This is a genomic window from Sporofaciens musculi (genome assembly GCF_009830285.1).
In the GTDB taxonomy this organism is placed as follows: domain Bacteria; phylum Bacillota; class Clostridia; order Lachnospirales; family Lachnospiraceae; genus Sporofaciens; species Sporofaciens musculi.
Map to the genome: position 1 here is coordinate 3,450,229 of NZ_WUQX01000001.1, position 24,422 is coordinate 3,474,650.

The window sequence follows — 24,422 nt, forward strand, 5'->3', positions numbered from 1 at the left end:
TCATAGGACGCACTTTTCTATGAAATAAAAAAACACCCTCGGCAAAGAGGATGCTTTCACTACAGAAATTTACTTTTTTAAATCTATACGAAACCGCATTCCACTATTAGTTGGCTCTAAGGCATAGCTAATACGGTAGGTATCTAAAATTTTCCCTGTAAGGTAAAGACCAAGTCCATTACCTCCCGTTGTCCGACTTCTGGAATAGTCTGGTCGGTAGAATGCTTCAAATAGATGCTTTCGCTCTTTTTCTGGAATAGGCTTACATTCGTTTTCTACAATTAGAGTTCCATTCATACAAGAGATAAAAACCCGCTTTCCCTTTTCCGTATATTTTACGGCATTAGAAATTATATTGGAAATTGCTTTTGTGACTGCTTTTTGCGGGAGCATAGCATAACTGCTGTCATCCACGTCCATTTTAAAGTTTATCCCCTTAGCTTTGGCAATTAGAATATAAGGGCTACACACTTCGTTAAGAAGCTCTGATAGAGAAACCTCAGCTACCTTTTCTTCTTGCTGACCACTGAGCTTAGACGCATCTAATACCTCTTGAATCATCGTTGCCAGCTGTAACATCATATCTTTGCACACAGGCAGATAGGTGTCGTAATCCTGAAACTTTCCTATTCCCAAAATCATACTATCCAGCATGGTACATACCGCAGTAACTGGTGTTTTAAGTTCATGGGAAGCTGCTCGCATAAAGTCTATCTTGGATTGCTCTACCTCGTTGACATGTTCAATTTCAGCATGTAGGTCATCAATAGAAGTAAGCAACTCCCTATATAACGAATTTACATTTTGAGCAAGCTGCCCGATTTCATCTTTTGATGTCACAGGACAGATAATCGTGCGTTCCAACTTCTTCATACGACTGGTTGCATTTGATATTTCTGTGATTGGCTTTGTCATCCGTCTGGAATACCACAAAGCAACAATAACAGAAATCAGTACACAAATTATCAGGGTAAACGGAAGTATTTCAAGAACAACGCCTTTAACTTCGCCAACCGGCTGTAAAGTCATTACAATCTGTAAACTACATTCTTTATCATAAGCATCCATAAATGTCGAGGTCTTTTTTACAAATTGTGTGGAAAGGAATGGTGTTAATCCCTCTATGCCTTGGTTTGTAATTTGAGGAAATGTATTAGAACTTTCCAGTTTACCATCAGGAGATGCCTGAAACGAATAATTCTTCCCGTTCCCATTCAGTACATCCTCAATATAAAAAGCCCCAAAAACATATTGCTCTCCTTCATAGGAAAGGGAGATACATGACTTGCTTTTCTTTGCGTATTGCTCAACCAGTTCTTGAGGTGTTTTGGACTCAGATTCCTGTAATTTTCGCACGATTTCATTACTGATTTCTATTGCCTGCTTTTCCTTTTGATTGGTGTAAATTGTGGGAATGAGAAGGTAAATCAGGCAATGCCCCAACAAGGTAATCAACACCATAATGGAAAGCGTATATAAAAAGTTTTTTTGAAATAATTTCATCGCTTCACCTCAAATTTATATCCCACACCTTTTATCGTTTGAATGCAGTCCAAATCCAACTTTTTCCGCAAGCGACCTACGTAAGTGTCAATTGTTCTATCATTTAGCGGAATATCTATACCCCAAATATAGTTTAATATCTGTTCTCTTGTCAAAACAACCCCTGGATGCTCCACCAACATTTTCAGCAACAATACTTCCTTCGGTGAAATATCAACCGATATTCCTGCTTTTTTTGCCGAAAAACCAGAAAAATCAACCATTACATCTCCTTGCTGCCATATCTTTTCGGGTTCAGTTTTCCCGACACGGCGGAGCAAAGCTGTCACTCTTTTACCAAGAAGAACAATGGAAAATGGTTTTATTACATAATCGTCAGCCAAGCCATCAAAACTCATAATCTGTGTATCTGTATCGTCCATAGCTGTCAAAATAATCACAGGAATAGAACTACTTTTTCTGATTTGCTTCAGGACGTTCAATCCACTCATTTTCGGTAGCATAATATCCAGTATTACAAGGTCGATTTTATCTGTATTAAATGATTCAACTGCCGTTTCTCCATCAAAGACTGAAACGACAGTATGCTCCATATCACGAAAATATTCGCTGACTGTTTCATTTGTCAGTTCATCATCTTCAACTACCAAAATTTTTGCCATACCATTTCACCTCCGCCCTTATTGTGGCATTCCTATTTGTCATCTGTATGAATTTCTTCTAATTTGTTTTCTTTTCTTCGGGCATCCGCAGGTTTTTTAGCTATTCGAGGTATTAACCATATTCGGCTCAAACGAACTACTCCATCAATCCGATTGGTCTCACATAATTTCTGTACCCGTCGTTCAGATAATTTCCAAAGCTTTGCGGCTTCCTGCACCGTCATATACTCAAACATAATTAGCCTCCCAAATGTATTGCATCCATTATAAGCGGTCAAACGAATAATATCAACTGTGTAAACACGAACTTTTATATCTCAATACAGGCTATTAAATATCTTATACCAAGAGATTTCACAGCGTTTAATCAGAAGCCACATCTCTGTAAAATATAAGGGTAAGAATTTCAGAGTATAGGTGGTGAACTTATGGACGAGAGAAACAACGATTTTGACTTTGATTTTACACCCATAGGACAAGCAATTAAGAAAGCTCGAAAAGCCAAAGGCATGACCAGAGAACAGCTTGCCCGTATTGTTGGCTACAACCCCAGACATCTCCAAGCAATTGAAAATGAGGGACAATATCCAAGCATTGAGTTGTTTTTTCAACTTATTATGATATTTGACATTTCGGTTGACGAGTACATACATTCGGACAAGACGGCAGTTAAAAGTTCTGTCCGCAGGCATTTGGACACTTTGCTTGACCGATTGAATGACAAGGAGCTGTCCGTCATAGAAGCAACCGTAAACGGGCTATGTAAGGCAAAAGAGCCAGAGGAATAAAAACCTCTGGTTTTTCTTTCGCCCTATTTTAGTAAACTGGCAAGCCGTAACCATAAATAACGCTACTACCGACAGCGTATTGTTTTTGCTTGCAGACATCGCCAGAGTTGCCCTCCACGGTATAAACAACACCATTCTCGCTTTTCTCTACAATACCCACATGGTCGATTGTTCCATCTCCATCCCAATCAAAAAAGATAATATTTCCTGCCGTTGGCTCATAGCTTCGGTCTTGCCATTGTCCTTTGCCCTTAAACCAGTTTACACCATCCGAGCAGAGGGAGAATTTCGGGATAATGCCGCTTTCCAGATAGCCGCACTGGTCGGCGCACCACGATGTGAAGCAGGCGCACCATTCTACACGCCCGCCAAAGCCGTACCAGCTCCAATAAGGCTGTCCACCCTCGTTGCCAAGCTGCGTCAGAGCCACTTCTACGATGGCTTGATTGCCACCGCTTGTAAACGCCCGCCCGTATGGGTAGTAGCGTAACACATGGGCGGGGTACTGCGTGTCGCCGTACTTCTCCCAACCGAGCCGCTGTGCCTGCATTGCGGAAAATTCCACCGCATTTGCATAGGAATAGCCGCCGTAGTTGGTCTTTGCCCATGAGATATACCCGTTCCCAAAGTTGTAGCCCTGCAGGGCGAGCTTGATGCGCTCCATGTCAATCGGGTTCTCCACCTCGGCTGAAACAAGTGCAGCTTTCAGTTCCTGCACGCCGCACTCGATGGAATATTCGGGGTCTTTAATACCATTCGGCTCATGGGGGTATTTCTTGTTGAAACTCCCCTCCGCCGCCTGCATCGGGTCGCTGCCTTTGCCGCCAGATTCCTGCATCATCACCGCCTTTATCAGCTCCACATATTCGGGGATTCCGTACTGCTTCGCATACTTCTGTATCAGCGGCGTGTAGGCTTCGACCTCCGCACTGACAGGGGTATAGGAAGTGCTGTCGCTGCCGCCCCCGAACAGGGAAACGGCGCATCCAAGCAGGACGACGATAAGAATTATCACAATGGCAATCCAGCCGCCTGCGATAAGGGCAGAAATTAACGCCTTAGTCCCTGCGATAATCGCCCTGACCGCCGCAATGGTCGCCTTGACCGTGGCTTTCGTCGCTTCGGCTGTCGCTTTTGCGGTGACTTTTGCCGTCTGCGCCGCTTTCTGGGCGGCTTTGGCAGATGCTTTCGCCGTTTTCTGTGCCGCCTTTGCGGTCTGCTCGGTGGTCTTAATCGCTGTCTTGGATGTCGCCTTTGCGGTTTTCACGCCTTTTTCCGTCGCCTTGACTGTGCCTTTTGCTGTGGTCTTGACGGTTTTTTCCGCATTTCTGGCGGTTGTCTTTATCGTCCGCTTTCCCTGCTGTCTGGTCTTTATCAGCGAGTTTGCCGCCGTCTGGGGCGTTTCGGTCTTGACAGGAGCAGCGGAAACAGCGGGACGGCTTGCAGTCCCTTGTATTTCCTGCAAGCCGTCCTGCCTTATTGTACGCATGGCGTTTTGTCCCGCCTTGTTCCGCATTGTTTTCTGCTCTGCGGCTTTCTTCGCCCGCTTTGCCTTAAAATCGGCGATTTTATCCTTTGCCTTACCGATATTCTCCCTTGTAATCTGGGCGTTTTTCTGCCCCTGCTTATTAAATTGGTGGATGCCCTCGTCCTTGATACATCCCGAAGCATGGGAAACCTTGTCGGCGGCATATTCCGTGGGGGAATTTTCCTCTGCATAATATCCCTGCTCCGCCTTGTCCTTTGTCTTAGCGTAAGCGGATTTCATTCGACTGCCTGCTATGGCGGCTTTGTCTAAAGTTTTAATCGTACCTTTGACCGCATCTCTGGTCTTTATATCAGCCATAAAATCCGACCTCCTTTCCCAGAAGATTTGCGGTCATGTCAGTCTGCTTTTTTCGCCACCACGGCAAGCCTGCCGTTCTGTGCGGAGTATTCGCAGGTGGACAGGGTAATGAGCTTATCCCCATATTCAGCGGTCACGCCCGTATCATACAAGGCAAGTTCCTTACACTTCCCGACAAAGGCATTAAATTCTTTTTCATTCTCCGCATTGACAAAATCATAGTAGCGGTAGCCCTCCGAGCTGTACGCCACGGTCTTAAAAACAGCAATAATTTCATACTCTGCCTGCTCCGTGAGGGTGTCAAACTGGATATTCCTGTGTTTCTCATAAAAGCTCTTGGATTTATAATCTTCCAACGCCCCGAACATCCTGCCGCCTTTGATGTGGTGTCCGTAGATAACCAGATTATCACTTGCCGCAAGGTCGCAGTCCTCTTGGATATACGGCACTCCCAAATCGCTGTATTCCTTTTCAAAGCTGTGCTTCAGATAGAAATTCGGGCTGTTCCTGCTCTGCATGACGGGGTAGTTGATGCTTGTTCCGTCTATGGCAATCCACCCGACCATATCCTCATTCTGCAAATACAGTTCCTTGTACTTTGCAAGAATATCCTCTCCCTCGCTGACGGGCGTATCCTTATCTCTGGGCAGTTCTTCCTCTGGCTCGGCGTTCTCCACGACCTTTGCAATCTCCGCAAAGGCTTCCGTCTGCTCGTCTATCTGCTGGTAATGGCTATAAATCTTAAAGCCACAAAAAACCGCTGCTCCTAAAAAGGTAACAGCGGCGGTAATACAGAGAATACATTTATAGTTTTTCAGATTCATAAAATATTCCTTTCTTTATTCTGTCCTGCTTTCTGGGCATAAAGGTATGCCCGCAGGGTGTTTCTTTGTTCTTTCCCTGCTTTTGGGCATAGAGGTATGCCCGCAGGGTATTTCCTTTTTTCTTGTTTTCAGCTACCGTGTATGCTCTGCCTGCTTCTTGGGCGTTGGTAAATCCCTGCAATATTCGGGATACCGTGCCTTGATGCCCTCCATGAAATACGGGGCGAACTCGCAGCAGAACAATTCCTCTGGCGTGAACAGTTTCTCACGCCCCTCCTCGGCGTAACCGTTCCAGAGGTTAAAGGCAAGGTGGCAGACTTTGACCGTGCCGCTCGTCTGCCAGCCTGCGTGCATCCCCTCTGGCTTGATGCAGTCCGTCTTAAAATCGAACATGGCGTTGATGTTCTGCCTTGTTTCCCCCGCAATCCCCATCACATAAAAAAACGCCCTGTGGTAGCAGTCGTTGACCTTGCATTTCATCATGCTTTCCAGAAAAAAATCACGGTGGGCTGCGTTGCGAAACCTTATCTCTGACATAAAAATCCCTCCTTTTAGCACTCCCCAAATTTCGTCGTCATCAGTTTATACAGTTCCGTATTGCGTGGGAATTTATTGACGAAAGGCACAAGGGAGCTGCCGACTTTCAATAATCCCTGCCCCGCACCGACATTCGTGATATAGCTCATCTGAAGGTCGGAAATGTTAAGGAGCTTCGCAAGCTCGATTCTGTCCGTGGACGCTTGGTTCAGCATGATAATGAACTCGCTGTTGGCAAGCATCGTCCTCGCCGTATGGCTCTGCAAGAGGTCGTCCACGTTCTGCGTGATTCCTGTGCAGTACGCCCCATACTTACGCACACGCTTCCAGAGGGTAAAAAGGAAGTTTGCCGAGTATTCGTGCTGAAAGAGCAGGTAAATCTCGTCAATGAAAATAAAGGTGTTCCTGCCTTTCGCCCTGTTCTGGGTGATGCGGTTTAAAATGCTGTCGAGGACGACGAGCATACCAATAGGCTGTAACTGCTTGCCCAAATCCAGAATGTCGTAGCAGATAAGGCGGCTGTGGGTATCCACGTTCGTATGCTTGGCAAAGGTGTTGAGTGAGCCGTCCGTGAAAAGCTCAATCGCAAGGGCGATTTCCTGCGCTTCTGGCTCATCCTGCTTTAACAGCTCCTCACGGAAGTCCTGCAAGGTCGGCGGCGTACCCATATAGTTGCCCTGCTGGTAATAGCGGTAGACGCTTGCCGTGCAGCGGTCAATGATGGACTTCTGCTTTGCCCCCAGACTTGCACCTCCGATAAGCTGTTCGCACAAAGACAAAATAAACTCTGATTTGAGGATGACGGGGTTCGCACCGTCGCCGTAATCAGAGTTCATGTCCATTGCGTTGATGTGGTTGTCACTCGTCGCCGAGATGTGGACGACCTCGCCCTGCATCGCCTTTACAAGAGGGGAATACTCTCGTTCGGGGTCTATAACGATTACATCGGCGTTGGGGTCGGTCAGGATGATGTTCGTCATTTCCTCCTTTGCCGTAAACGACTTGCCCGCACCAGACACGCCGAGGATAAAGGAATTGCCGTTCAGCAGGTGGCGGCGGTTGGCGATTATCATATTTTTACTGATGACGTTCTGCCCGTAATACACGCCGTCCTTATGGTAGATTTCCTGCACACGGAAGGGGATAAATACGGCAAGGCTCTCCGTTGTCAGCGTCCTCAACGCATCAATCTTCCTCACGCCGAACGGCAGGGCGGTGTTCAGACCGTCCATCTGCTGGTACTTCAGCACGGCAAACTGGCAGAGATGCTTCCTTGCCGTCGTGAGCAGGGCTTCCGTGTCATTGTCAAGCTGCTCTTTGGTGTCTGCGGTATGCACCATCGTAAGCACGGCAAACATCATCCTCTGGTCACGGGTCGTCAAATCGTCGAGGAACTCCTTGCTTTCCTTTCTCTGCTGCTCCAAGTCGTAGGGGATGACGGCGGAAAAGTTGTTGTTCTGGTTCTGCTTCCTCTGCCAGTTCGTGATGTTGGTTTCCACGCCCAGAAGACGGTTCTCCACCTCCCGCACGGCTTCGTCCGTCGGGACAGGCACGACGTCCACGGAGAGCATCATGTTACGGTTTAATTCGCAAAGCTCCGCCACCATGCTGTCCTTGATATAGGCGGCGTACTCTCTGAGGAATATCACACGCCCGTAGCGGTTGCCCATCTTAAAATAATCTTTCTCAAACTCAAAGGAGTCGGGGCAGATATAGTCCTTGAAGTCGTGTCCTTTCCGCATGGTCTGCGCCATGTCAAAGGCAAACGCCGTTTCCTCGCCCGTGCGGTAGAAGTCGTGGAAAATACGCAGCTTGTCATTGACGTCCAGTTCCGTACACTTCGAGCCTAAGCGGTTGAAATGCCCGATAAGGTCAGCCCCGACACGGGCAAAATAATTCCTCGCTTCCTCGATGTTCTTCTTGCAGACGGAAACCGTCACATATTTGTCCTGCACGGTGGAGTTAGCCCCCGTTGCCTTATCCAGCAGCATTTTGTTATATTCTTTGCGGTATTTATCCAAGTCGTCCTCCGCCATCGGGATAAGGATTGTCTGCTCAAAGTCTGCCTTATTCAAACGGCGGTTGTTGATAGTGATTTTCGTGGTCGCCCCGCTGTCGAGGGCGTTTAAAAGCTCCGAGTATTCAAGGAACATCGCTTCCTTGTCCTCACGGCTCGCCACGGCGTAGTTGATGTCCTCAAACTTGAATGTCTTTGCGTATTTGTTCCTGCCCACAAGGAAAATGCCGTCCTCCCACATGGTCTTTAACGGGATGACCGCCTGCACCGACTTCGGCACAATGAATTTCTCCCTGTCCTGCTTGAACAGTGTTTTCAGCGTCTTAATCATGGTCTACCTCCTTGCGCTTTCTTGATTTCTTATTTTTCTTTCTGGCTTTTTCAGCCTGTTTTCTCCGTTCCCGTGCCGCTTTGCGCCTTGCCCTCCTGCATTTTTTCTTTTTCTTATCCTGCACGGCGGGCAAGCCCTTTTCATGGGCTTCAATGGCGTTCTTCATCGCTTCGTAATAAAGATTCTCTGGGGCAAATAAAATCTTCTTCGGCATCAGAAACTGCGACTTTATCCATGCCCACACAAACTGCTCGGCGGTCATGCCGTTATACCTTACAAATCCCATGACCGCAAAAGGGGAAGCCCCCAAGATGCACATCCAGCTCAATGTTTCCGTCCCGAACCTGCCACGGAGCAGGAAGAACAAGCCGACCGCCACGCCGCAGGCAAGCACGGAAAACAGGAACTGCCGCATCGACAGCCCGAAGAACATGGATTCCGTGTAGTTGCGGATTTCCTTATTTATCTTGACTTCCATATCAGCACCGCTCCTCCCTGACATCCCCCGTCGAAATAAAGAGGATGCTGCGTTTTGGAATATATGCAAATCCAGAAATGGCATCCCCGATTTCAAATATCTCGTTATCGTCAGCTTTTCCAAATTTTCCGACCAGCCCTTTTTCAGCAGGCAGGTCATAGGCTTCGGAAGCCCCGATGACTTCTCCATTTAACAGATGGATATCATAATTCTGGCAATACTTCGTTTCTTTTTTCATTTCAATTTTCCTTTCCTGTTGGATAATTACAAGCCCATCATCTCACGCACAACACGGTCTGCCATCTTAACCGCACCGACAAGGACGAGCATATTGAACACCAATTCCCCGATATAGCCCCACACCATCGTGACCGCCGCCGCATCGGGGTTGACTGCGGGCGGGGACGCCGCAAACACCGAGAAGATGATGCAGGCAAGCACAATGATTGCCCCCTCAAGGCAGACGGCGGAGTAGCTCTTGATGAAGCTCTTTCCCACGCTCTGGCTCGGCTCTCCTGCAAACGAGGACAGCGGCACGGGGGCGATGGCGGTATATAAATATAGCTTGAAAAATCTCCCATACACCGACATTATCATAATGAACGACAATACCGTGATAAACAGCCCGCCTATCAGCGTGACTGCCCATAAGGGGATGCTCTCGAAAAAGCCGCAGTCCTCCACGGCTGTCACAATCTCCTGCGGCAAGACGGTCTTTTGCGCCGAGCCAAAACCTGCGGCTTTCATAATGGCGGAAATCACGCCCTGCACGATTTTGAACAGAGCCATCATCAGCTCCAAGCCGTAAGTGACCGCACCTTTCGCAAGGGCAAAGCGGATGAACAGCTTTAATGCGTGTTCGGGCTTCTTCACGCTTGCGAAGTCGCCGCAGGTACGCATCACGCCGACGACAAAGAACAGCACGAGCAGGGCAAGCCCTATCGCCTGCAACGCCCCGTGGATGTCAACGATGACTTTCCATATCGCACCGCCCTTAAAGGTTTCGGGGGATTGGGTGATGAGCTGCCATATCTCGGCTAACTTTTCATTCCATGTGTCAAGGGCGTTCTCCAAGTTCTGGACTACCCAGTTGTCTGACATTCGACCACCTCCGTTCTTAAAATTTGATAGCGGGGCAAGTTCCGCAGAGCGGATCTGCCCCGTTATCTTGTCTTGTGTCAGTCTGTTTTGGATTAGCCTGTGATGAGGGTCAAAATCTCTTTCGCAAAGGTAATCACAACGCCGCCCGCCAGTGTGAGGAAACCGTTCGCCCTCTGGGACGGGTCGTGGGATTTCAGCGACAAGCCGACCTGCACGATGCCGAAGCCGAGCATAATCATCCCGACCGCCCGTATCAGACCGAAGATGAAATTGGAAAGGTTGTTGACGACGGCAATCGGGTCATTGGCGGCAAAGGCAGTCATGGATGTGCCAAATACCATCATAACGGCAAGCACCGCCACGCAGTAATGGCGGAAGCCCTTTTTTACCTTGCTTGTCATCGGCAGTTTCTGGGTTGCTTTCTTCTCGTTTTTCTGGAAAAGTTTCATAGGGTAAATCCTCCTTATAAATTGAATATTTCTTCCAAGTCCTCATCGGACAGAAGCTCATAGGAAGTGCTGACAGGGTTAAGCGCAACAGCGTCTTTTGGAATATCCCCGCCAAACACAAAGGTTGCGACCGCCTGCGTCGGCTCGCCGTGGATATACGGCGGCTTTCCACCGTCGGCGGTCAGTTTCACATTCGGGTGTTTCAGGATGTCGTACTTCAAATCCATGACGGGGCGTTCCCCACGCACAAAAAGAAGTGCGTAGCGGTTGTCTAGCATACGCACCTCGTCTGGCGTTAAAAGCTCACGCCCCGAAATCTGGTAGTTAGTGGAATAGTTGCCGCTCCGCCCAGAGCTTTTCCCGTAGGTGTTGGTGTCTATCGTGGCTTTTCCAAGAAGCTCACTTACAAACTTATGGGTACTCTGCTCGTTGCCGCCGAGATAGAGGAACTCATCGGCATTGCCGACAATGCTTTCCCACTGTTTCTCAAACAGGGCTTTGAGCTGTGCCAGATTTTGCAGGATAATCGAAACGGACACGCCCCTTGACCTCATAACTGACAGTATCTTGTCAAAGTCATCGGGCAGCGAAACATTGGCAAATTCATCCATAATAAACTGGCAGTGGACGGGCAGACTCCCGCCGTACTTATGGTCGGCGAAGTAGAATAACTGTTGGAATAGCTGCGTGTATAACAGCGACACAAGGAAATTGAAACTGGTGTCGTTGTCTGGTATCAGTGCGAACAGTGCGACTTTCTTCTCCCCCAAAGACGGCAAATCCAATTCATCTGTGGCGGTCAATCCTGCAAGGCTTTCCAGATTGAACTTCTCAAGCCTTGCGGCAAGGGTTATCTGGATGCTCTTTAGCGTTTTGGCTGAACCAGAATGGTAATCTCTGTAATACTTTAATGCGATATGCTCTGGGTTTACCATCTCCAAGCGGTCAAACAATTCGTCAAGTGGGCTTACATAGCCGTCGTCATCTTCCCTTACCTCGCCTGCCCTTAAAAGCTCCATCACCATCGGGAAATTCTGCTCGTCTGGCGGGGCTTCGTATTTCAGATAGAACACGAGGGACAATAGAAGCATACTCGCCGCCGTGTCCCAGAACGGGTCTTGCGACTGTGAGCCTTTCGGCGTGGTCGCCTTAAAGAGATTCGTCACAAGCCGCTGCACGTCGTTGTCGTTCCGAAGATAAACAAACGGGTTGTAACAGTGGCTCTTGTGCATGTTGATTAAATCAAGCACACGCACCTCATAGCCTTTCTTTTCCAGAAGCCCGCCCGTGTCACGGACAATCTCGCCCTTTGGGTCTAAGATTACCATTGACGTGTTGCACTGCATCACGTTCGGCTTACAAAAAAATCTGGTCTTTCCTGCACCAGAGCCGCCCACCACGAGGATATTCAGATTCCTCCTGTGCTTCTTCCCGTCAAGCCCGATGCGGACGCTCTGGGTCAGCAGCTTGTTTTCCGATGCGTCTTTATCTCGGTACTTCTTATTGAGAGTGCCTGCGCTGCCCCATTTTGCAGAGCCGTGTTCCTCCCCCTTGCGGTAGTTCCTGCGTGTGGAGAAATAAACGCCGATTCCCATGCCGTAGGCAAGCAGGAAAATAAGGACAGTCCTTACGCTGTCCCTACAAACCGTTATGGAAAACGGGTTCTCGACTGCCACGGATAAATTCTGCATTATCTCCACGATGCCGCCGCTGACATAAGGAGCTGTCAGCAGGGCAAGCCACACGACAGGGACAATCCCACATAAAGAGAGGATTAAGCCCGCCTTGTAATCATCACCGTTCTTCATGGCACTTGCACGGGGCGACCTTTACTTTCTTGGTCGGGGCGAATGCCACCCTGCTTATCAGCTCGTCAACAGGCTCGGTGGGGCGTTCCTCCTGTATCTGCTGCGTCCGCAGGGTGTTGAGGGCATTGAGGACGATGTTCTTATCGTATTTGTCCAATGCCAGATGGTATCGTTCTTCTTTCATGGGCTGCACCTCCGATTAGCGTTCCTGCTCTTTGGATTTGGGCGGCTTGTTCTTTTCAAGGCTCTTATACATGTCCGACTGGATTTCGCCGAGAACGTCACGCATCGAGCCAAGCTCGCCTTTAAATTCCTGCGTTTCCATGCCCTCAAATTCTTTCGGGAGCTTGTCAAAGCTAAAACCTTTCGTGTCCACGCCGTAGCGGGAGCTTACCATATAGGCAACGCAGAACGATTTGAACTCTGAAGCGTCACGGCTTTCCTTATGCTTGAAGTCAAAGACCGCCGCCGACACTTCCTTTGCCATGCTGACAAAGAGCTGTTCCTCGGAAAGCCCCGTCTTGATGAAGATGGTCTGCTGTGCGCTGTCGTAGAACGCAGGCAGCTCAAGGTCGTCCACTGGCGCAAAGGAAACGGGGCTTGCGTCAATCATCGCCGACACAAGCTCCCGCATGGTTTTGGCTTCCTGCGGCTGCTGCCTGTCCTTTGCCGAGGTCTGGGAAATGTCATAGACTATCTTGGCGTTGTAGCCGACCGCCTTTGAGCCGTCCTCCCGCTCATACTCTTTCCCCGGCTCAAGTATGGTGACTTTCTGTGCGTCCTTGTCCACATAGGCACGGCTCTGTTTCCAACTGCCGTAATCCTTAAGCTGCGTCGCTTCGGGCATCTGTGCCGAAACCAAGATGGCGTTGTTGACGGAGTAGCGGTCAAAATGCCCCTGCACGTCAAGGTACTGGCGAAAGCTGTCACCGTCCGCCATCATCTCCGAACAGGTATTGTCAATCAGCTCATAGGCTGCTTTCCGCTGCTCCTGCTTTGCGGCAGCCCATTCCTCTTTGTTAAAAGGTCTGCCGCCGCCGCTGAATACGTCATAAATGCTCATGCTTATCTTGCTCCTTTCAATTTTGGTTTCCGTTTCCGCTTCTGGGGCTGTTTATGCTCCGTCTTTCCTGCGGGCGGCTTCTTCGCCCTGTCGGGGGATTTCTCTCTTGCAGGGGAAACGTCCGCTTCCTGCTCCTTGCGGCTCTCCTTGATTTTCCGCAGTTCCTCCCTGACTGACGGTTTCTCCGCCTTAGCCATAGTAGCCCCCTCTGCGGGCTTCCTTTGCTGCTTTAAGGTAGGCTCGGACAGAGGGGATTTTTCTGTCTTTGCCACCGAGGGGTTTGGGGCGTTTTCCTCCTTTTGGAGCGGTTTGCCCATAAGGGCGTCCATGAGCCTGTCTTTCTCCGCCTTTTCCTCCACGCCGACGTCTGGCTCTGGCTGACCGTCCTTTGCATCTGCATCTTTTACATCTGCGGTTTTGTCAGCTTTCGCCTTTTCCCCTTTCGATTTCTCCGCTTCGGTCACAATGGAAGCAGTATCTACCGACGCAAGGCTGAACCGCTCCACAATGCGGCTGATTTTCGATGCGTCCTCGGCTCTCGCAATCACGTCCACCTCCGCATTGGGGTCTTTGTTCCCCCTGTCTGCCAAAACGCAGTAGAGTACGCCGTATTTCTTCGCTTCCTGCGTGAACTTCTTCAAGTCGCCGCTCTTTACGGTAAAGACTTTCAGCTCCTTGCCAGAGCGGAGCATGTTTGTGAGCCTTGCCTTTCCTTTGGTTTTCTGTTCTTCCTTTAAGATGGAATATAAGAGGATGGCGATATTCTTCGCACCCGCCCCCGTGATTCTGGCTGCGACCTCAAATCCCTCCAAGCTCATCCTTACGATTTGCTCCGCCGCTTCGCCGCCTGTGTTCATGCTTCATCAGCTCCTTTCCTTTCTTCTCTTTTTCGTCTGCCCGTATGACATTTAAATTTTCTTTGAGGGTGTCGCTGCGGGCATCGATTCCCTCACATAATCTGACCTCCCTCCGCAATGTTTTCATACGCCCCGTGATTTCCGACAGCCGAGCCTTGACCGCTTCCTTTTCTTTGCCGCTTGCCTTGCGGCTCTGGGAGTAAAGCCCCTTGCGCTGTTCGGTCAGCTCCTGCATCTCGGATTCCAGAGAGCCTTTATAAGACAAAAGCTGCCCCGCCGTGTCGATATGGTTGCGGCAGAGCAGCCTTGTTTCGTTTGTGATGGCTTCCATCTTCAGCAAGTCATCTTTCAGAAGATAGTGAAGCCTTGCATAGTTCTGTTGTTTCTTCTTTGGCAGGATGCCGAGCTTGTAGCAGTAGTGGAGATACAGCCCACGCAAGCCGCCGATTTTCTTTGCGTCTTTCAGAGAGCCACGAACACGGTACACTTTGACCTGCGGCTGTTCTCTGGAAAAGTTCTGGAATTTGACCGCATAGGAATTTTCCCTTATGCGTTCCGTTATCCGCTCATTGGTGTAGTCCCCGCCGAGCTTGTAGAGCCGCTTCGGTCTTTGCCATCCCTTGCCGATTATCGTCCAGTATTTTCGATTGGGGTCAAAATTGATGCGGTATCCCATTTCCGACAACTGGCGGTCAAAGTCTTTCAGCGTGAACGATTTTGAGATGGCTTCGTCCACCGCCTGCCGTGCCACGCTGTCCCTCGTAGGCAGACCGTTTTTCTCGGCTTGGCAGAGGACATAGGGCTTCTTCCTGCCGCTTGGATGTTCGATGACCGATAAGGAATACTCACGGCACAATTCATCCGAACGCTGACGGAGCAGCCGCAGGTTCTTCTTGTTGTCGTGGTAATGCCTGCCGTCAATATAGGAAACAGAGTTGACGACAAAGTGGTTGTGCAGGCATTCCGTGTTCAGATGTGTCGCCACGATTACTTGAAACCTTTCTCCCCACATCTTCTCCGCCAGCTTCACGCCGACCTCATGGGCAACCTCTGGTGTGACCTCGCCATGCTTGAAGCTCTGGAAGCCGTGGTAGCAGACAATCTCGCTCTGGTCGTTCCATTGGGCTTTTGCCATCATCATCTCGTCCCTTGCGGTGGCAGGGTCGCAGTTTACGCCCGTGACGAAAAACTGCCGCTCGGTCTTGTCGCCGTTGGTGGCGTACTTCATCACGTCACCCATCGCCTGCAAGTCCGCATCCGTATATTTGGGGTTGGCGGTCTTCTCTGGATTCTCGGCATAGTCGATGGGGTGGTCGAGCCTGCCCTTTACATCCCATATCTCGCAGACCGCCATCAGCCAGACATCTTCCTCGGCACAAGGTAGCACCTGCCCACGTCCAGACGGAAGTCCCGCCAACGCTTGGCTTCGTCATAGAGCATCGGCGTGTCCACAAAGTTTAGGGCGTTCGCTTTTGCCGCAAGCTGGTTGATACGGTTGCCGATGGCGGACAGCTCCCGCATGATTTTATAAAACTCTGGGTCTGGCTTCTCGCACAGGCGGTAGCCCATGACCATCGACTGGAGCAGGGCTTGTCTGGAATGCCCCGCCCGCTCTGCAAGGGAGCAGAGGTATTCAGCTTCTTCCTCGGTCAGTCGGAACAATATCTGCACATTTCGTTTCCGCATCCAAATCCCCCTTTCCCTCGGAAAGCCTGTTAATCTGCAGCACGCACATACACGCCACGCCGCACATCCCTCCGAGCGTCGTGCCGAGAGCGAAGAACAATAAATCTCTCATCCTTAAAAACTCCTTTCTTCCTGCCGCACTCTGGCGGCGGTCTTTTCCACGGGGTATTAGGGGAGCTTTCCCCTAACAAGCGAATTTTGTTTCCATCGGCAGATGGATAACCAAATTCAGTGCTTGGTAAGACGTGTCTTTAATCCCCGCCCTCGTGACAGCATCCTTTACACACCGTTCCAAAGCACGGACATTCCGAACAGAAGCCGTCCTCAAAATCCTCTCCCTCGGATTCGCTTTCTTCCCCTGCGTCCTCCATAGGGTCGTTAATCTCGGCTTCGCCGCAGACAAAATCCCCGTCGGAAAACCTCACAAGGTCGGTATCAAACAGGACGGTCTTTAACTTCTCCGCCGCCTGTTCGGGGCTGTCGGCATGGATGGAAACGGTCTTTGCATAGTGGGCGACAAGGGTCACTTCATAGTTTTTCAATCGGTCTTTCCTCCCTTTCGGTCTGAAATTTTGTTGTGGTTACGGTCATTTCTTGCAGAAAAATCTTCATACAGTCAGCGGGCATCCCCCCTCTCACGGCTCGGTTTCTGCCTTGCAATCCCCAGATAGGACATTAAAAAATCGTTGAAGTCCTTGCCGACTGGCGGCGGTTCATCAACGATTCGGTAGTCTTTCTGCAATAATTCTTTCAAAGCTGCGGTACATAAACGACCTGCTTTGTCCTTATCCAGATGCAGAAATATGGTCTTGATTCGTGGATTTGCTTTCAAAAAAGTCGTGAGGGCAATAGGAATTTTGCTTTCTTTCAGCTCTTTCTTCGGCTGATATACGCCCGACAACGAGAGAAGATTCTCTGCCTTATAATCCTTTCCCTCGCATTTTAAATAGGTGGCATAGGATAATAAATCAATGGCGGCTTCAAATAAATGCACGGCATCGGTCGGGTCTTTTGCCAGAAGCCGAAACGAATACCGCTTGTCGCTGCCCGATGCGTCACGCTTGAAGTTCCCCATCGTGCCACGGCAGGCAGCATATTTTGGCGTTCCGTTCTCATCTTTCCCGATAAAAACGGCGTTGTGGTAGTCGGCACTCTCGAAAAGTATCCCCTCGGCGATGCACTCTTGGATAAGCTGATAATCAATGCCACGCCCGAAAAGATACTCCGCCACCCTGTCGCAGTTTTTATTTTTCGGCGGCAGGAGCAGCACCTTTGGCTCGTCTTTTTTTACGGCAGGGGGCGGCGGTTTCCAGTCCGCCATCGTCTGCCCTGTGAGGGTTTCCACGGCTTCCACAAAGCCGTATTCCTTGACTTTCATCAGATAGTCGAGGGCAGAATAGCCGCCGAAGCCCCTCGACCACCAGTACCATTTGCCGTTGGAAATCTTTAGGCTGTCATGCTCGGCGGTACAGTAGACGTTCGTCGTGCCTTTGACTTTGACAAGGTTGCTCGGCTCATAGGCTCTAAGATAGGAGAGTAAATCTATCTGCCTTGCCTGCTCAAGCACGTCTGGGTCAATCTGCACATAGGGTCTGTTACTTCTCATCCAAGCAGGCTCACCTCTCTTTCCCAGACAAAATCTTTTCCGTCTTAACCATATAGGATTTAAAATCTGCGATGGTCTGGCGCAGTTCATCCATGTGGGAATCCTCCCGTCCAAGCCATTCCTCATAAACATCCTGCAAAAGATTCGGGGATTTCATAAAGGCTTTTGCCGCCTGCGGGGAATAATCCGCATTGGAAAAACAATCGGCAATCTCATTTTTCATGGCAATCTGATATGCGGCATCGTAAATTTCCTGCGGCGTTTTTGCCTGCATTTCTTCCCGAAAAGAGGAAAGCTCCCGCTGTACCTTGTAGGTCAGCCTTTGGTTAAGGGACTGTCTGTACTCTTGGTAATTCAATCACACACCTCCTTGAAAATAAAATAAGCCGAGGGATTTTCGTTGTGATATGCTCCCCTTATGGTAGACAGATGAAATAATAAAACTGTCACTATAAGGAGGAGCATATTTTATGGGACAACATTCAAAATACTCTTTTGAAATGAAATTAGATGCCGTTACAAAATATTTGGAGGGAAGCTGTTCAACAGAAAGTATCGCCCGAAGCCTGGGAACAAATGGAACACGTATCGTCGAGTGGGTGACCTTGTATCAGTCTTTAGGAATAGAGGGGTTAAAAACAACTCCAAAACTCCGTATCTATTCCGCCGAAACAAAACAAAATGCTGTTGCCGATTACCTTTCCGGCAAAGGAACATTAAGGGAAATCCAGAAAAAGTATGGAATCCGCTCAGATAAGCAGCTTCGCAACTGGATTATGAAGTATAATGGTCATGAGAAGTTAAAGACTTCTGGAACAGGAGGAACCAGCGTCATGACCAAAGGAAGAAAAACCTCATATGAGGAACGGGTGGAAATTGTAACATACTGCATAGAGCATGGAATGGATTATGCCCAGGCAGCAGAAAAATACCAGGTATCCTACCAACAGATTTACCAATGGACAAGGAAATACCAGTCAAACGGCGTAGAAGGGCTTATTGACAAAAGAGGGAAAAGAAAATCTGAAACAGAAATGTCGGAACTGGAGAAGCTGCGTGCGGAAAATAAGCTTCTTCAAGCGGAAAAGCGCAGAGCCCAGCTGGAGGTTGCTTTCTTAAAAAAACTCGACGAAATCGAAAGGAGGCGGTTCTAAGCCAGACACAAAATGAAACGGTTTATCTGGCGATACAGGAAATATATGACGAGCAGGGATGTTCAATATCAGAACTCTGCAGATTTGCGGGAATTTCGCGTTCTGCTTATTATAAATGGCTGAACCGAAAACCAAGTGAAAATGAGAAATTCAACCAGAAATTATGTGTCCTTATCAGAGATGCGTACGAGGAAAAAAGCGGGATTCTGGGTTACAGGCAGATGACGATTAAATTAAACCGTGAAAATGAATTTCAAGTCAACGCAAAGAGAATCTTGCGCCTTATGCGGATTTTACATCTGAAATCTGTGTGCCGGCGCAGGAGAAGAAACTATGTAAAATCAACGCCAGAGGTTACTGCCGAAAACATCTTAAACCGGGAGTTCCATGCGGAACGTTTTGGGGAAAAATGGCTTACGGATGTAACGGAGATGAAATATGGAGCCAGTGGGAAGGCATACCTGAGCGCCATTCTGGACTTGTCAGATAAAAGTATTGTTTCCTTTGTCATTGGACATTCCAATAATAATGCCCTTGTTTTTGAAACCTTTGACACTGCCCATGAAAACCATCCAGATGCAAGGCCTTTATTCCACAGTGACCGTGGATACCAATACACCTCAAAATACTTCCGTAAAAAGCTTAACAAAGCGGGAATGACACAAAGCATGTCAAGAGTATCCAGATGTATTGATAACGGACCAATGGAAGCGTTCTGGGGGATGCTGAAATCAGAAATGTATTACCTGAAGAAATTTCAAACATATGAGGAGCTAAAGGAGGCTGTATCAGATTACATAGATTATTATAATAATCATCGGTATCAGAAACGCTTAAACTGTATGACACCGATAGAATATAGAAACTATTTGAAAGATGCTGCATAAAAGCTCTGCCAGTCCTCTTTGCGACTGGCAGGTAAAAATTTTTATTTTTTTAACTGTCTACTTGACAGGGAGCGGTTCATTGTGAAAACCTCTCGGCTATGTAAAATATTATAATGTTTAACAGAAATTGAGCTATGAACGGAAATTTGTAAGCAAATTTGTATTTTGGATTATCGGAGAATTTTTACAATATTTGTTCAAGAATTTCTTTTTCTTCATCCCGTTCTGTTTTCAATCCAAACAAGTGCTTCACATCATCATGATTAGAATACTCATAGATGAGTCTTTGATTAAACAATTTCAATATCCCATTACAATAGTCAATGCATATATTTGTAATAGTTAAAATATCGTCATATATTTGTTCTGTCATCCCCCACTTTTCAACGTATGCGTCCTTGAACCAATGATAATTCAAGTCGTTATGTGCATAGACTTTGTTTCTGCTTGCTTTAATAACATTTTCAACATCTTTATATTGATTCAAGTCAGACACTAATTTCTTTTTCCTATCCAGCAATTCCCTCTGTCGGTCATTGAATGTCTCCATTTTTATCATTTCCCTATATACATCATTTGTCATTTGATAAATAGTCGCAGAATTTTTCATTGTATCATAAAGCATTTTATAAGTTTCTAAAATCACTCTGAATATGCAGTTATCTTGAACAATCTTATAAAATGCTCCTGTTCTTTTTTCTTTAAAGTATGGTTGAAGTTCCCAAATATCATTTAAAACCTGTATGTTCGATTTTATACATAATGCTTGTTCTCTAAACCTGCATACGTTTTCTACTACAAATAAATTCATTGGAGCTTTACTATTATCCATATTCACCATACACTTCTCCCTTGCTTCTCTATTCTGTACACACATAGATGCTCTCTAATTTACAAAATAACAACACTCGTTTGTGACGTTCATTATACTCCATAAATATGAAATCATCAACTTCTTCTGGTTATCACACAATCATTGAGAAAAATTATCTTCGCTTGACTATGTAAAAGACGGCATCAGCTCCACGCCGACACCGCCTTTTCCTCGGTCAGTCTGTTATAAAATCCCTGCCTTTTTCAGATACCCCACGCTGTCATAGCAGCCACGGAAATAGACCGCCTGCATCTCCATGTCCGTAAGTTTGTTCCTAAGCTCCATCACTTTAATCAGTGCGGCACATTCTTCCTCGGTCAGTTCCGCCGATGTTTCCGTGTCAAACACGCCTAAGACTTTCGGATATTTTTCATACAAGCCCTCAATCTCAGCTCTTATTGCACGATATTCCTCATTCTCCCTTGCCAACTTTGCGGTGACAGAGCCAAGATATTCCTCAAAGATATTACTATGGATGTCCAAAAAAGTTTCAAATCTGAACACATCAGACATTCTTCCTCACCTCCGATTTTTTCTAATCGTCCTTATTATAATACCCCAAAATCAGCAGTACAAATGTGCAAACTGAATTTAACGCTCCCTATCCACACTTTTTTTCTCTGGCTGTTCGTCGTTCTGCTCTGGCTCATCGTCAATAACAGACTTGTCTTTTTCATTCAGATTCAGTTCGATATTGAGGGCGTTGAGCCGTTCCGTCTTTTCTTTCAGCTCATTTTCAAAGGCAAACGGCTTCTTCACTTCCTCTTTTGCGGTTTCAAGCTGTGCAATGGTTTCCTCCTTTCTGGTCTTGGCGGCTTCCAATCTTGCAGGAATTTTGGCAATCTCATTCTCAATTCTCGTTAAATTGCCGAGGGCATCCGTTCCTAAATCCACTTTGTATTTTCTCATTCCGCATAAATTTAAGCAGTAGTGGGCATTGACGGTATCATAGAAAACCTCCATCTGAAAGCCACGGTAGCTGCCGATTTGTATCGGCTGTGACAGCGGGTTTTCCTTGCAGACGGCAAGCAGCATCCCGCCTGCGTCCGCTTTTTCTTTGTAGGTCACACCGTTTAAAGTCATCGGGCAGAACTTGTCCTCGCCCTGCGGCATATGCTGGCTGGCAATCCCCGCATCATTCCCATAGCCTATAATGCGTTCCCCATACTCCTTAATCTCCTGCGGGTAGTGTTTCAGTATCCCGTCCTCAAGGTCGTAATGCTCGGAAAGGTAGCTCTGCTTCAAGACTTTCAGCTTCGCCACCTGCATATCCAAGTCCATTTTTTCCTTGAAACGCTCGTCGCCCGTGGCAAGCATTTTCACCTCCGCAAAGGAGAGGGCGACCTCGTCCACGTCCTCGGCAGAACGCACGGGGCTTTTGCTCGTCATTATCTGGGAGATGAATTTCTGCTTTCCCTCTACAAGCTGATAGAGGTAGGCATCAAAGGTCTGTTCCGTCACATAGCGGTAAACTTCAACCTCTGGGAACATATTGCCCTGACGTTCCAGACGACCAAGCCTTTGCTCCAAGTCAGTCGGTCATTTTTTGCGGACAGTTCAATACATACCTGTCTGTCCCTTGCCCTGCTCCTACGTTTGCTCTCGTTTGACTTCTCCCTCTGTATCCTCTTGGCACAAGCAGGACAATACTTCGATATGCCAGAGCCAGGGACATATTCAACGCTGCACACCGTACAGTGTTTAGCGGGCAACGCTGTCCACCGCTTCGTGGGTGTGATATGTAATTCACCGACAAAGCCGATGAATTTATAGTAAATCTTGATTTCCTGCTTTACTGTTCCGTCTGCTGACTTCTCACGCTCCGAAACAAGTATCTTGTCTATCAATGCATTTACAACCGTTGCGTCCAGTTCCTTTAAACCTTGATAGTTGCGGATAAGGGAGAGGAAGTCACGGATTCCCTGCGATTTCTCGTAGCTTTCATTGAGCGTTTCCGTTACTTCCCTCAACCGTGCTTCTATTTCAAGCTGTTCTTTCTGGTATTTCCCCGACATCATCTCGAAATTCCGCTCGGTGATACGCTCCATGACCTTATCCTCATAGAGAGAGGAAAACAGCCTGTCAAGCTCCGCAAGGCGTTTGTTCAGCTTCTTCCGTTCTTTCTCCATTGCCTTTGCCTTGCTCTGGTCTGTTTCCGTGAGCCGTTTCTCAATCGCCCTTACCGCCCGTTCATCATTCACCGCCATATCCGCAAAACGGTTAATATCGGCAAGGACGGCGTTGAATAAGTCCCTCGCTTCAATGGCGTGTGCGGTACACATGACGTTGCCATACCTGCCATAATTATTACAGGTGTATTGTACGCAGTCGATAATGTCGGGGCGTTTCCTCCTGTTTGCGCTCATCGCCCGCAGAGCATAGCCGCAGTCCGCACACTTGATAACACCTGAAAAAATATTCTCAAAGTCACCCTTATTCTTTTCCCGTCTGCGGCTCGTCATAAGCTGTTGGACAGTATCAAATTCTTCTTGTGTGACTATGCCCTCATGGGTGTCGGGTATCACTTCCCATTCTTCTGGCAGCTTGGACGGTCTTTTCTTGCTTTTCATATTGGCAGCAATCCGCTTGTAGCCTGCAAGGTTTCCTGCATAGATAGGGCTTCTTAAAATATTCCTCAAGCTGTTCTCACTCCAGATATAACGGTTTTCTTCGTTGTCCTCAAAGTATCTCTCATAGCCTGTTGCTCCCTGCTCCGCCGCATAAGCGGCAGGGCGTAAAACGTGCTGGCTGTTGATGTGCTTGCGTATTTTTCCAAGTCCATTTCCCGCTAATGCAAGGTCAAATATCTCCCTTACAACGTGCGCCACCTTATCGTCAATCAGCAGATGGTTGTGGTCGGCAGGGTCTTTGATATATCCATAGGGTGCATACGTCCCCATAAATTTCCCCTGCTGGAATCTCGCTCGGTACGCCGATTTTATCTTGACCGACACATCGGCAGAGTACATTTCGTTTAGGATATTGCGGAATGGGGTGATGTCCATCGCCGATTTATTCAAGGTATCCACGCCGTCATTGACCGCTATATACCTCACATTATGCTCTGGGAAAAAGACTTCCAAATATAATCCGCAGTCAAGGTAGTTCCTCCCTAAACGTGATAAATCTTTCGTAATCACGCAGTTTATCCGTCCGTTTTCAATGTCCTTAATCATGTTCTGGAAGCTCGGTCTTTGGAAATTCGTACCAGAGTAACCGTCGTCCACATACGTTTTTGCCAAATGCCAGCCCTGCTTTTTCACATAATCCGTGAGGATGGATTTCTGCGTGGCAATGCTCGCACTCTCGTTTTCCGTGCCATCGTCCTTTGACAAGCGGCAGTAAATGCCGACTTCATAAATCTGATTCCCCGTTCTTATCCCTGCCATACTGTTAAACCTCCGTCCTTGCTCTACTTAATTTCATGTTCCATTGCGTACATTCTAAGCGGATATATCCTCATTGTCGAAGGTGTCATCTTTGGCAATCCCCCTCCGTATATCTTCGGAGATAATCGGGATAAACGCTTCGGCAACGGTCTGTGTGCCGACATATTCCCGACTGATAATTACCTGCACTTGTGCTTTTGGCATGATACGCTTTCTCTTTTTGTTCGTTGTCTTATCCTCGCCCATATTCAAATCTTCCTTTCCAGACAGGGCAGGGGAGCGTCTGAAAACGTCCCCTCCTGCCAATCAGACACAATCAATCCCCGCTGTTCAATTCTTCCTGCAATGCTTTAAGGAGAGCCGCCGCTTCATCGGCAGTCAACGTGATTCCCTTTCCGCACTTCTCATGGTTGGGAGAAAAACTGCGGATGTCATACTTCGGCTCGTTCCCGTTCCATGAAATCAAGTTGATTTCCTTTGCGTAGCCGCTGTCGCTCATGGACAATACGGCGATTTTCTTTACAATCTCGTACTGGATTTCTTTCATTTTCTACCTCAACTT

Annotated in this window: 29 protein-coding genes and 1 pseudogene; 3 read left to right on the forward strand and 27 right to left on the reverse strand. The window is 47.9% G+C overall.

The genetic code is table 11. The features are described 5' to 3' along the window. Positions 1-69 precede the first annotated feature (69 nt). Genes GN277_RS17390 through GN277_RS17400 form a run of 3 tightly spaced genes read right to left on the reverse strand, consistent with a single transcriptional unit; the run spans position 70 to position 2,401 of the window. Positions 70-1,503, reverse strand: coding sequence for a sensor histidine kinase (locus GN277_RS17390; RefSeq protein WP_159752155.1), 1,434 nt, complete (start codon positions 1,501-1,503; stop codon positions 70-72). Beyond that, a complete protein-coding gene (locus tag GN277_RS17395) occupies positions 1,500-2,165 on the reverse strand; it encodes a response regulator transcription factor (protein ID WP_159752157.1) in 666 nt (221 codons plus the stop codon). The genes GN277_RS17390 and GN277_RS17395 overlap by 4 nt, the downstream gene beginning before the upstream one ends. 32 nt (positions 2,166-2,197) lie before the next feature. Next, entirely contained in the window at positions 2,198-2,401 is a 204-nt protein-coding gene (locus GN277_RS17400) for a helix-turn-helix domain-containing protein (protein ID WP_159752159.1), read from the reverse strand. Between the two features lie 192 nt (positions 2,402-2,593). Between GN277_RS17400 and GN277_RS17405 the strand changes: the two genes are divergently transcribed. Continuing rightward, complete coding sequence (locus tag GN277_RS17405; protein ID WP_159752162.1) at positions 2,594-2,953, forward strand: helix-turn-helix transcriptional regulator; 360 nt, start codon at positions 2,594-2,596, stop codon at positions 2,951-2,953. A gap of 28 nt (positions 2,954-2,981) precedes the next feature. Here GN277_RS17405 and GN277_RS17410 read toward each other — a convergent pair whose 3' ends face one another. The 18 genes from GN277_RS17410 to GN277_RS17495 all read right to left on the reverse strand — a co-directional run bounded on the left by GN277_RS17410 (position 2,982) and on the right by GN277_RS17495 (position 17,914). Next, a complete protein-coding gene (locus GN277_RS17410; RefSeq protein WP_159752164.1) occupies positions 2,982-4,799 on the reverse strand; it encodes a lysozyme family protein in 1,818 nt (605 codons plus the stop codon). A 38-nt stretch (positions 4,800-4,837) separates the two neighbouring features. Then, a complete protein-coding gene (srtB, locus tag GN277_RS17415; protein WP_135976869.1) occupies positions 4,838-5,617 on the reverse strand; it encodes a class B sortase in 780 nt (259 codons plus the stop codon). Between the two features lie 138 nt (positions 5,618-5,755). Next, complete coding sequence (locus GN277_RS17420) at positions 5,756-6,160, reverse strand: DUF6075 family protein (protein ID WP_016303340.1); 405 nt, start codon at positions 6,158-6,160, stop codon at positions 5,756-5,758. A 14-nt stretch (positions 6,161-6,174) separates the two neighbouring features. After that, positions 6,175-8,508 (reverse strand): VirB4-like conjugal transfer ATPase, CD1110 family, encoded by a 2,334-nt coding sequence (locus GN277_RS17425; RefSeq protein WP_159752166.1) that lies wholly within the window; start codon positions 8,506-8,508, stop codon positions 6,175-6,177. Then, on the reverse strand, positions 8,501-8,986 hold the full coding sequence (locus GN277_RS17430) for a PrgI family protein (protein ID WP_016221084.1): 486 nt from the start codon (positions 8,984-8,986) through the stop codon (positions 8,501-8,503). The genes GN277_RS17425 and GN277_RS17430 overlap by 8 nt, the downstream gene beginning before the upstream one ends. Before the next feature lies 1 nt (position 8,987). Further along, on the reverse strand, positions 8,988-9,224 hold the full coding sequence (locus GN277_RS17435; protein ID WP_159752168.1) for a hypothetical protein: 237 nt from the start codon (positions 9,222-9,224) through the stop codon (positions 8,988-8,990). 26 nt (positions 9,225-9,250) lie between these two features. After that, a complete protein-coding gene (locus GN277_RS17440) occupies positions 9,251-10,087 on the reverse strand; it encodes a hypothetical protein (protein ID WP_016296645.1) in 837 nt (278 codons plus the stop codon). A gap of 92 nt (positions 10,088-10,179) precedes the next feature. Further along, the gene (locus GN277_RS17445) at positions 10,180-10,536 is read right to left on the reverse strand and encodes a hypothetical protein (RefSeq protein WP_016221081.1); all 357 of its coding nucleotides are present in this window, start codon (positions 10,534-10,536) and stop codon (positions 10,180-10,182) included. A gap of 14 nt (positions 10,537-10,550) precedes the next feature. Then, on the reverse strand, positions 10,551-12,344 hold the full coding sequence (locus GN277_RS17450; protein ID WP_159752170.1) for a VirD4-like conjugal transfer protein, CD1115 family: 1,794 nt from the start codon (positions 12,342-12,344) through the stop codon (positions 10,551-10,553). Continuing rightward, the gene (locus GN277_RS17455; protein WP_016221079.1) at positions 12,331-12,528 is read right to left on the reverse strand and encodes a hypothetical protein; all 198 of its coding nucleotides are present in this window, start codon (positions 12,526-12,528) and stop codon (positions 12,331-12,333) included. Before GN277_RS17455 ends, GN277_RS17450 begins: the two co-directional genes overlap by 14 nt. 15 nt (positions 12,529-12,543) lie before the next feature. After that, positions 12,544-13,407, reverse strand: a complete 864-nt coding sequence (locus tag GN277_RS17460) for a hypothetical protein (RefSeq protein ID WP_159752172.1) — start codon at positions 13,405-13,407, stop codon at positions 12,544-12,546. 2 nt (positions 13,408-13,409) lie between these two features. After that, positions 13,410-14,264: a PcfB family protein gene (locus GN277_RS17465; RefSeq protein ID WP_159752174.1), complete on the reverse strand. Its 855-nt coding sequence runs from the start codon at positions 14,262-14,264 to the stop codon at positions 13,410-13,412. Beyond that, positions 14,206-15,651, reverse strand: coding sequence for a relaxase/mobilization nuclease domain-containing protein (locus tag GN277_RS17470; protein WP_330587329.1), 1,446 nt, complete (start codon positions 15,649-15,651; stop codon positions 14,206-14,208). The genes GN277_RS17465 and GN277_RS17470 overlap by 59 nt, the downstream gene beginning before the upstream one ends. Continuing rightward, positions 15,618-15,950, reverse strand: a complete 333-nt coding sequence (locus tag GN277_RS17475) for a plasmid mobilization protein (protein WP_016296651.1) — start codon at positions 15,948-15,950, stop codon at positions 15,618-15,620. The genes GN277_RS17470 and GN277_RS17475 overlap by 34 nt, the downstream gene beginning before the upstream one ends. Then, positions 15,898-16,062, reverse strand: a complete 165-nt coding sequence (locus GN277_RS17480) for a DUF3789 domain-containing protein (protein WP_159752176.1) — start codon at positions 16,060-16,062, stop codon at positions 15,898-15,900. The genes GN277_RS17475 and GN277_RS17480 overlap by 53 nt, the downstream gene beginning before the upstream one ends. A 139-nt stretch (positions 16,063-16,201) precedes the next feature. Further along, a complete protein-coding gene (locus GN277_RS17485; protein ID WP_159752178.1) occupies positions 16,202-16,492 on the reverse strand; it encodes a hypothetical protein in 291 nt (96 codons plus the stop codon). A 74-nt stretch (positions 16,493-16,566) separates the two neighbouring features. Next, a complete protein-coding gene (locus tag GN277_RS17490; RefSeq protein WP_159752180.1) occupies positions 16,567-17,556 on the reverse strand; it encodes a DUF3991 and TOPRIM domain-containing protein in 990 nt (329 codons plus the stop codon). Between the two features lie 10 nt (positions 17,557-17,566). Then, complete coding sequence (locus GN277_RS17495) at positions 17,567-17,914, reverse strand: DUF3848 domain-containing protein (protein WP_159752182.1); 348 nt, start codon at positions 17,912-17,914, stop codon at positions 17,567-17,569. 112 nt (positions 17,915-18,026) lie between these two features. On the opposite strand from GN277_RS17495, the gene GN277_RS17500 reads away from it, so the two are divergent. Beyond that, positions 18,027-18,710, forward strand: coding sequence for a helix-turn-helix domain-containing protein (locus GN277_RS17500; protein WP_159749279.1), 684 nt, complete (start codon positions 18,027-18,029; stop codon positions 18,708-18,710). Between the two features lie 23 nt (positions 18,711-18,733). Then, positions 18,734-19,597 (forward strand): annotated as a pseudogene (locus GN277_RS17505) (IS3 family transposase); the annotation flags it as partial. Positions 19,598-19,781: 184 nt separating this feature from the next. On the opposite strand, the gene GN277_RS17510 reads toward GN277_RS17505, so the two are convergent. The 6 genes from GN277_RS17510 to GN277_RS17535 form a co-directional block, all read right to left on the reverse strand. Beyond that, on the reverse strand, positions 19,782-20,438 hold the full coding sequence (locus GN277_RS17510; protein WP_159752184.1) for an AbiU2 domain-containing protein: 657 nt from the start codon (positions 20,436-20,438) through the stop codon (positions 19,782-19,784). 216 nt (positions 20,439-20,654) lie between these two features. Further along, on the reverse strand, positions 20,655-20,984 hold the full coding sequence (locus GN277_RS17515) for a DUF6664 family protein (RefSeq protein ID WP_159752186.1): 330 nt from the start codon (positions 20,982-20,984) through the stop codon (positions 20,655-20,657). Positions 20,985-21,062: 78 nt separating this feature from the next. After that, the gene (locus GN277_RS17520; protein ID WP_159752188.1) at positions 21,063-21,962 is read right to left on the reverse strand and encodes a helicase; all 900 of its coding nucleotides are present in this window, start codon (positions 21,960-21,962) and stop codon (positions 21,063-21,065) included. After that, positions 21,929-23,860, reverse strand: a complete 1,932-nt coding sequence (locus GN277_RS17525) for a recombinase family protein (RefSeq protein WP_159752190.1) — start codon at positions 23,858-23,860, stop codon at positions 21,929-21,931. The genes GN277_RS17520 and GN277_RS17525 overlap by 34 nt, the downstream gene beginning before the upstream one ends. Positions 23,861-23,914: 54 nt before the next feature. Further along, positions 23,915-24,166, reverse strand: coding sequence for a stage II sporulation protein R (locus tag GN277_RS17530; protein WP_456300591.1), 252 nt, complete (start codon positions 24,164-24,166; stop codon positions 23,915-23,917). A 10-nt stretch (positions 24,167-24,176) separates the two neighbouring features. After that, positions 24,177-24,407: a YdbC family protein gene (locus tag GN277_RS17535; protein ID WP_004070761.1), complete on the reverse strand. Its 231-nt coding sequence runs from the start codon at positions 24,405-24,407 to the stop codon at positions 24,177-24,179. Positions 24,408-24,422: the final 15 nt, after the last annotated feature.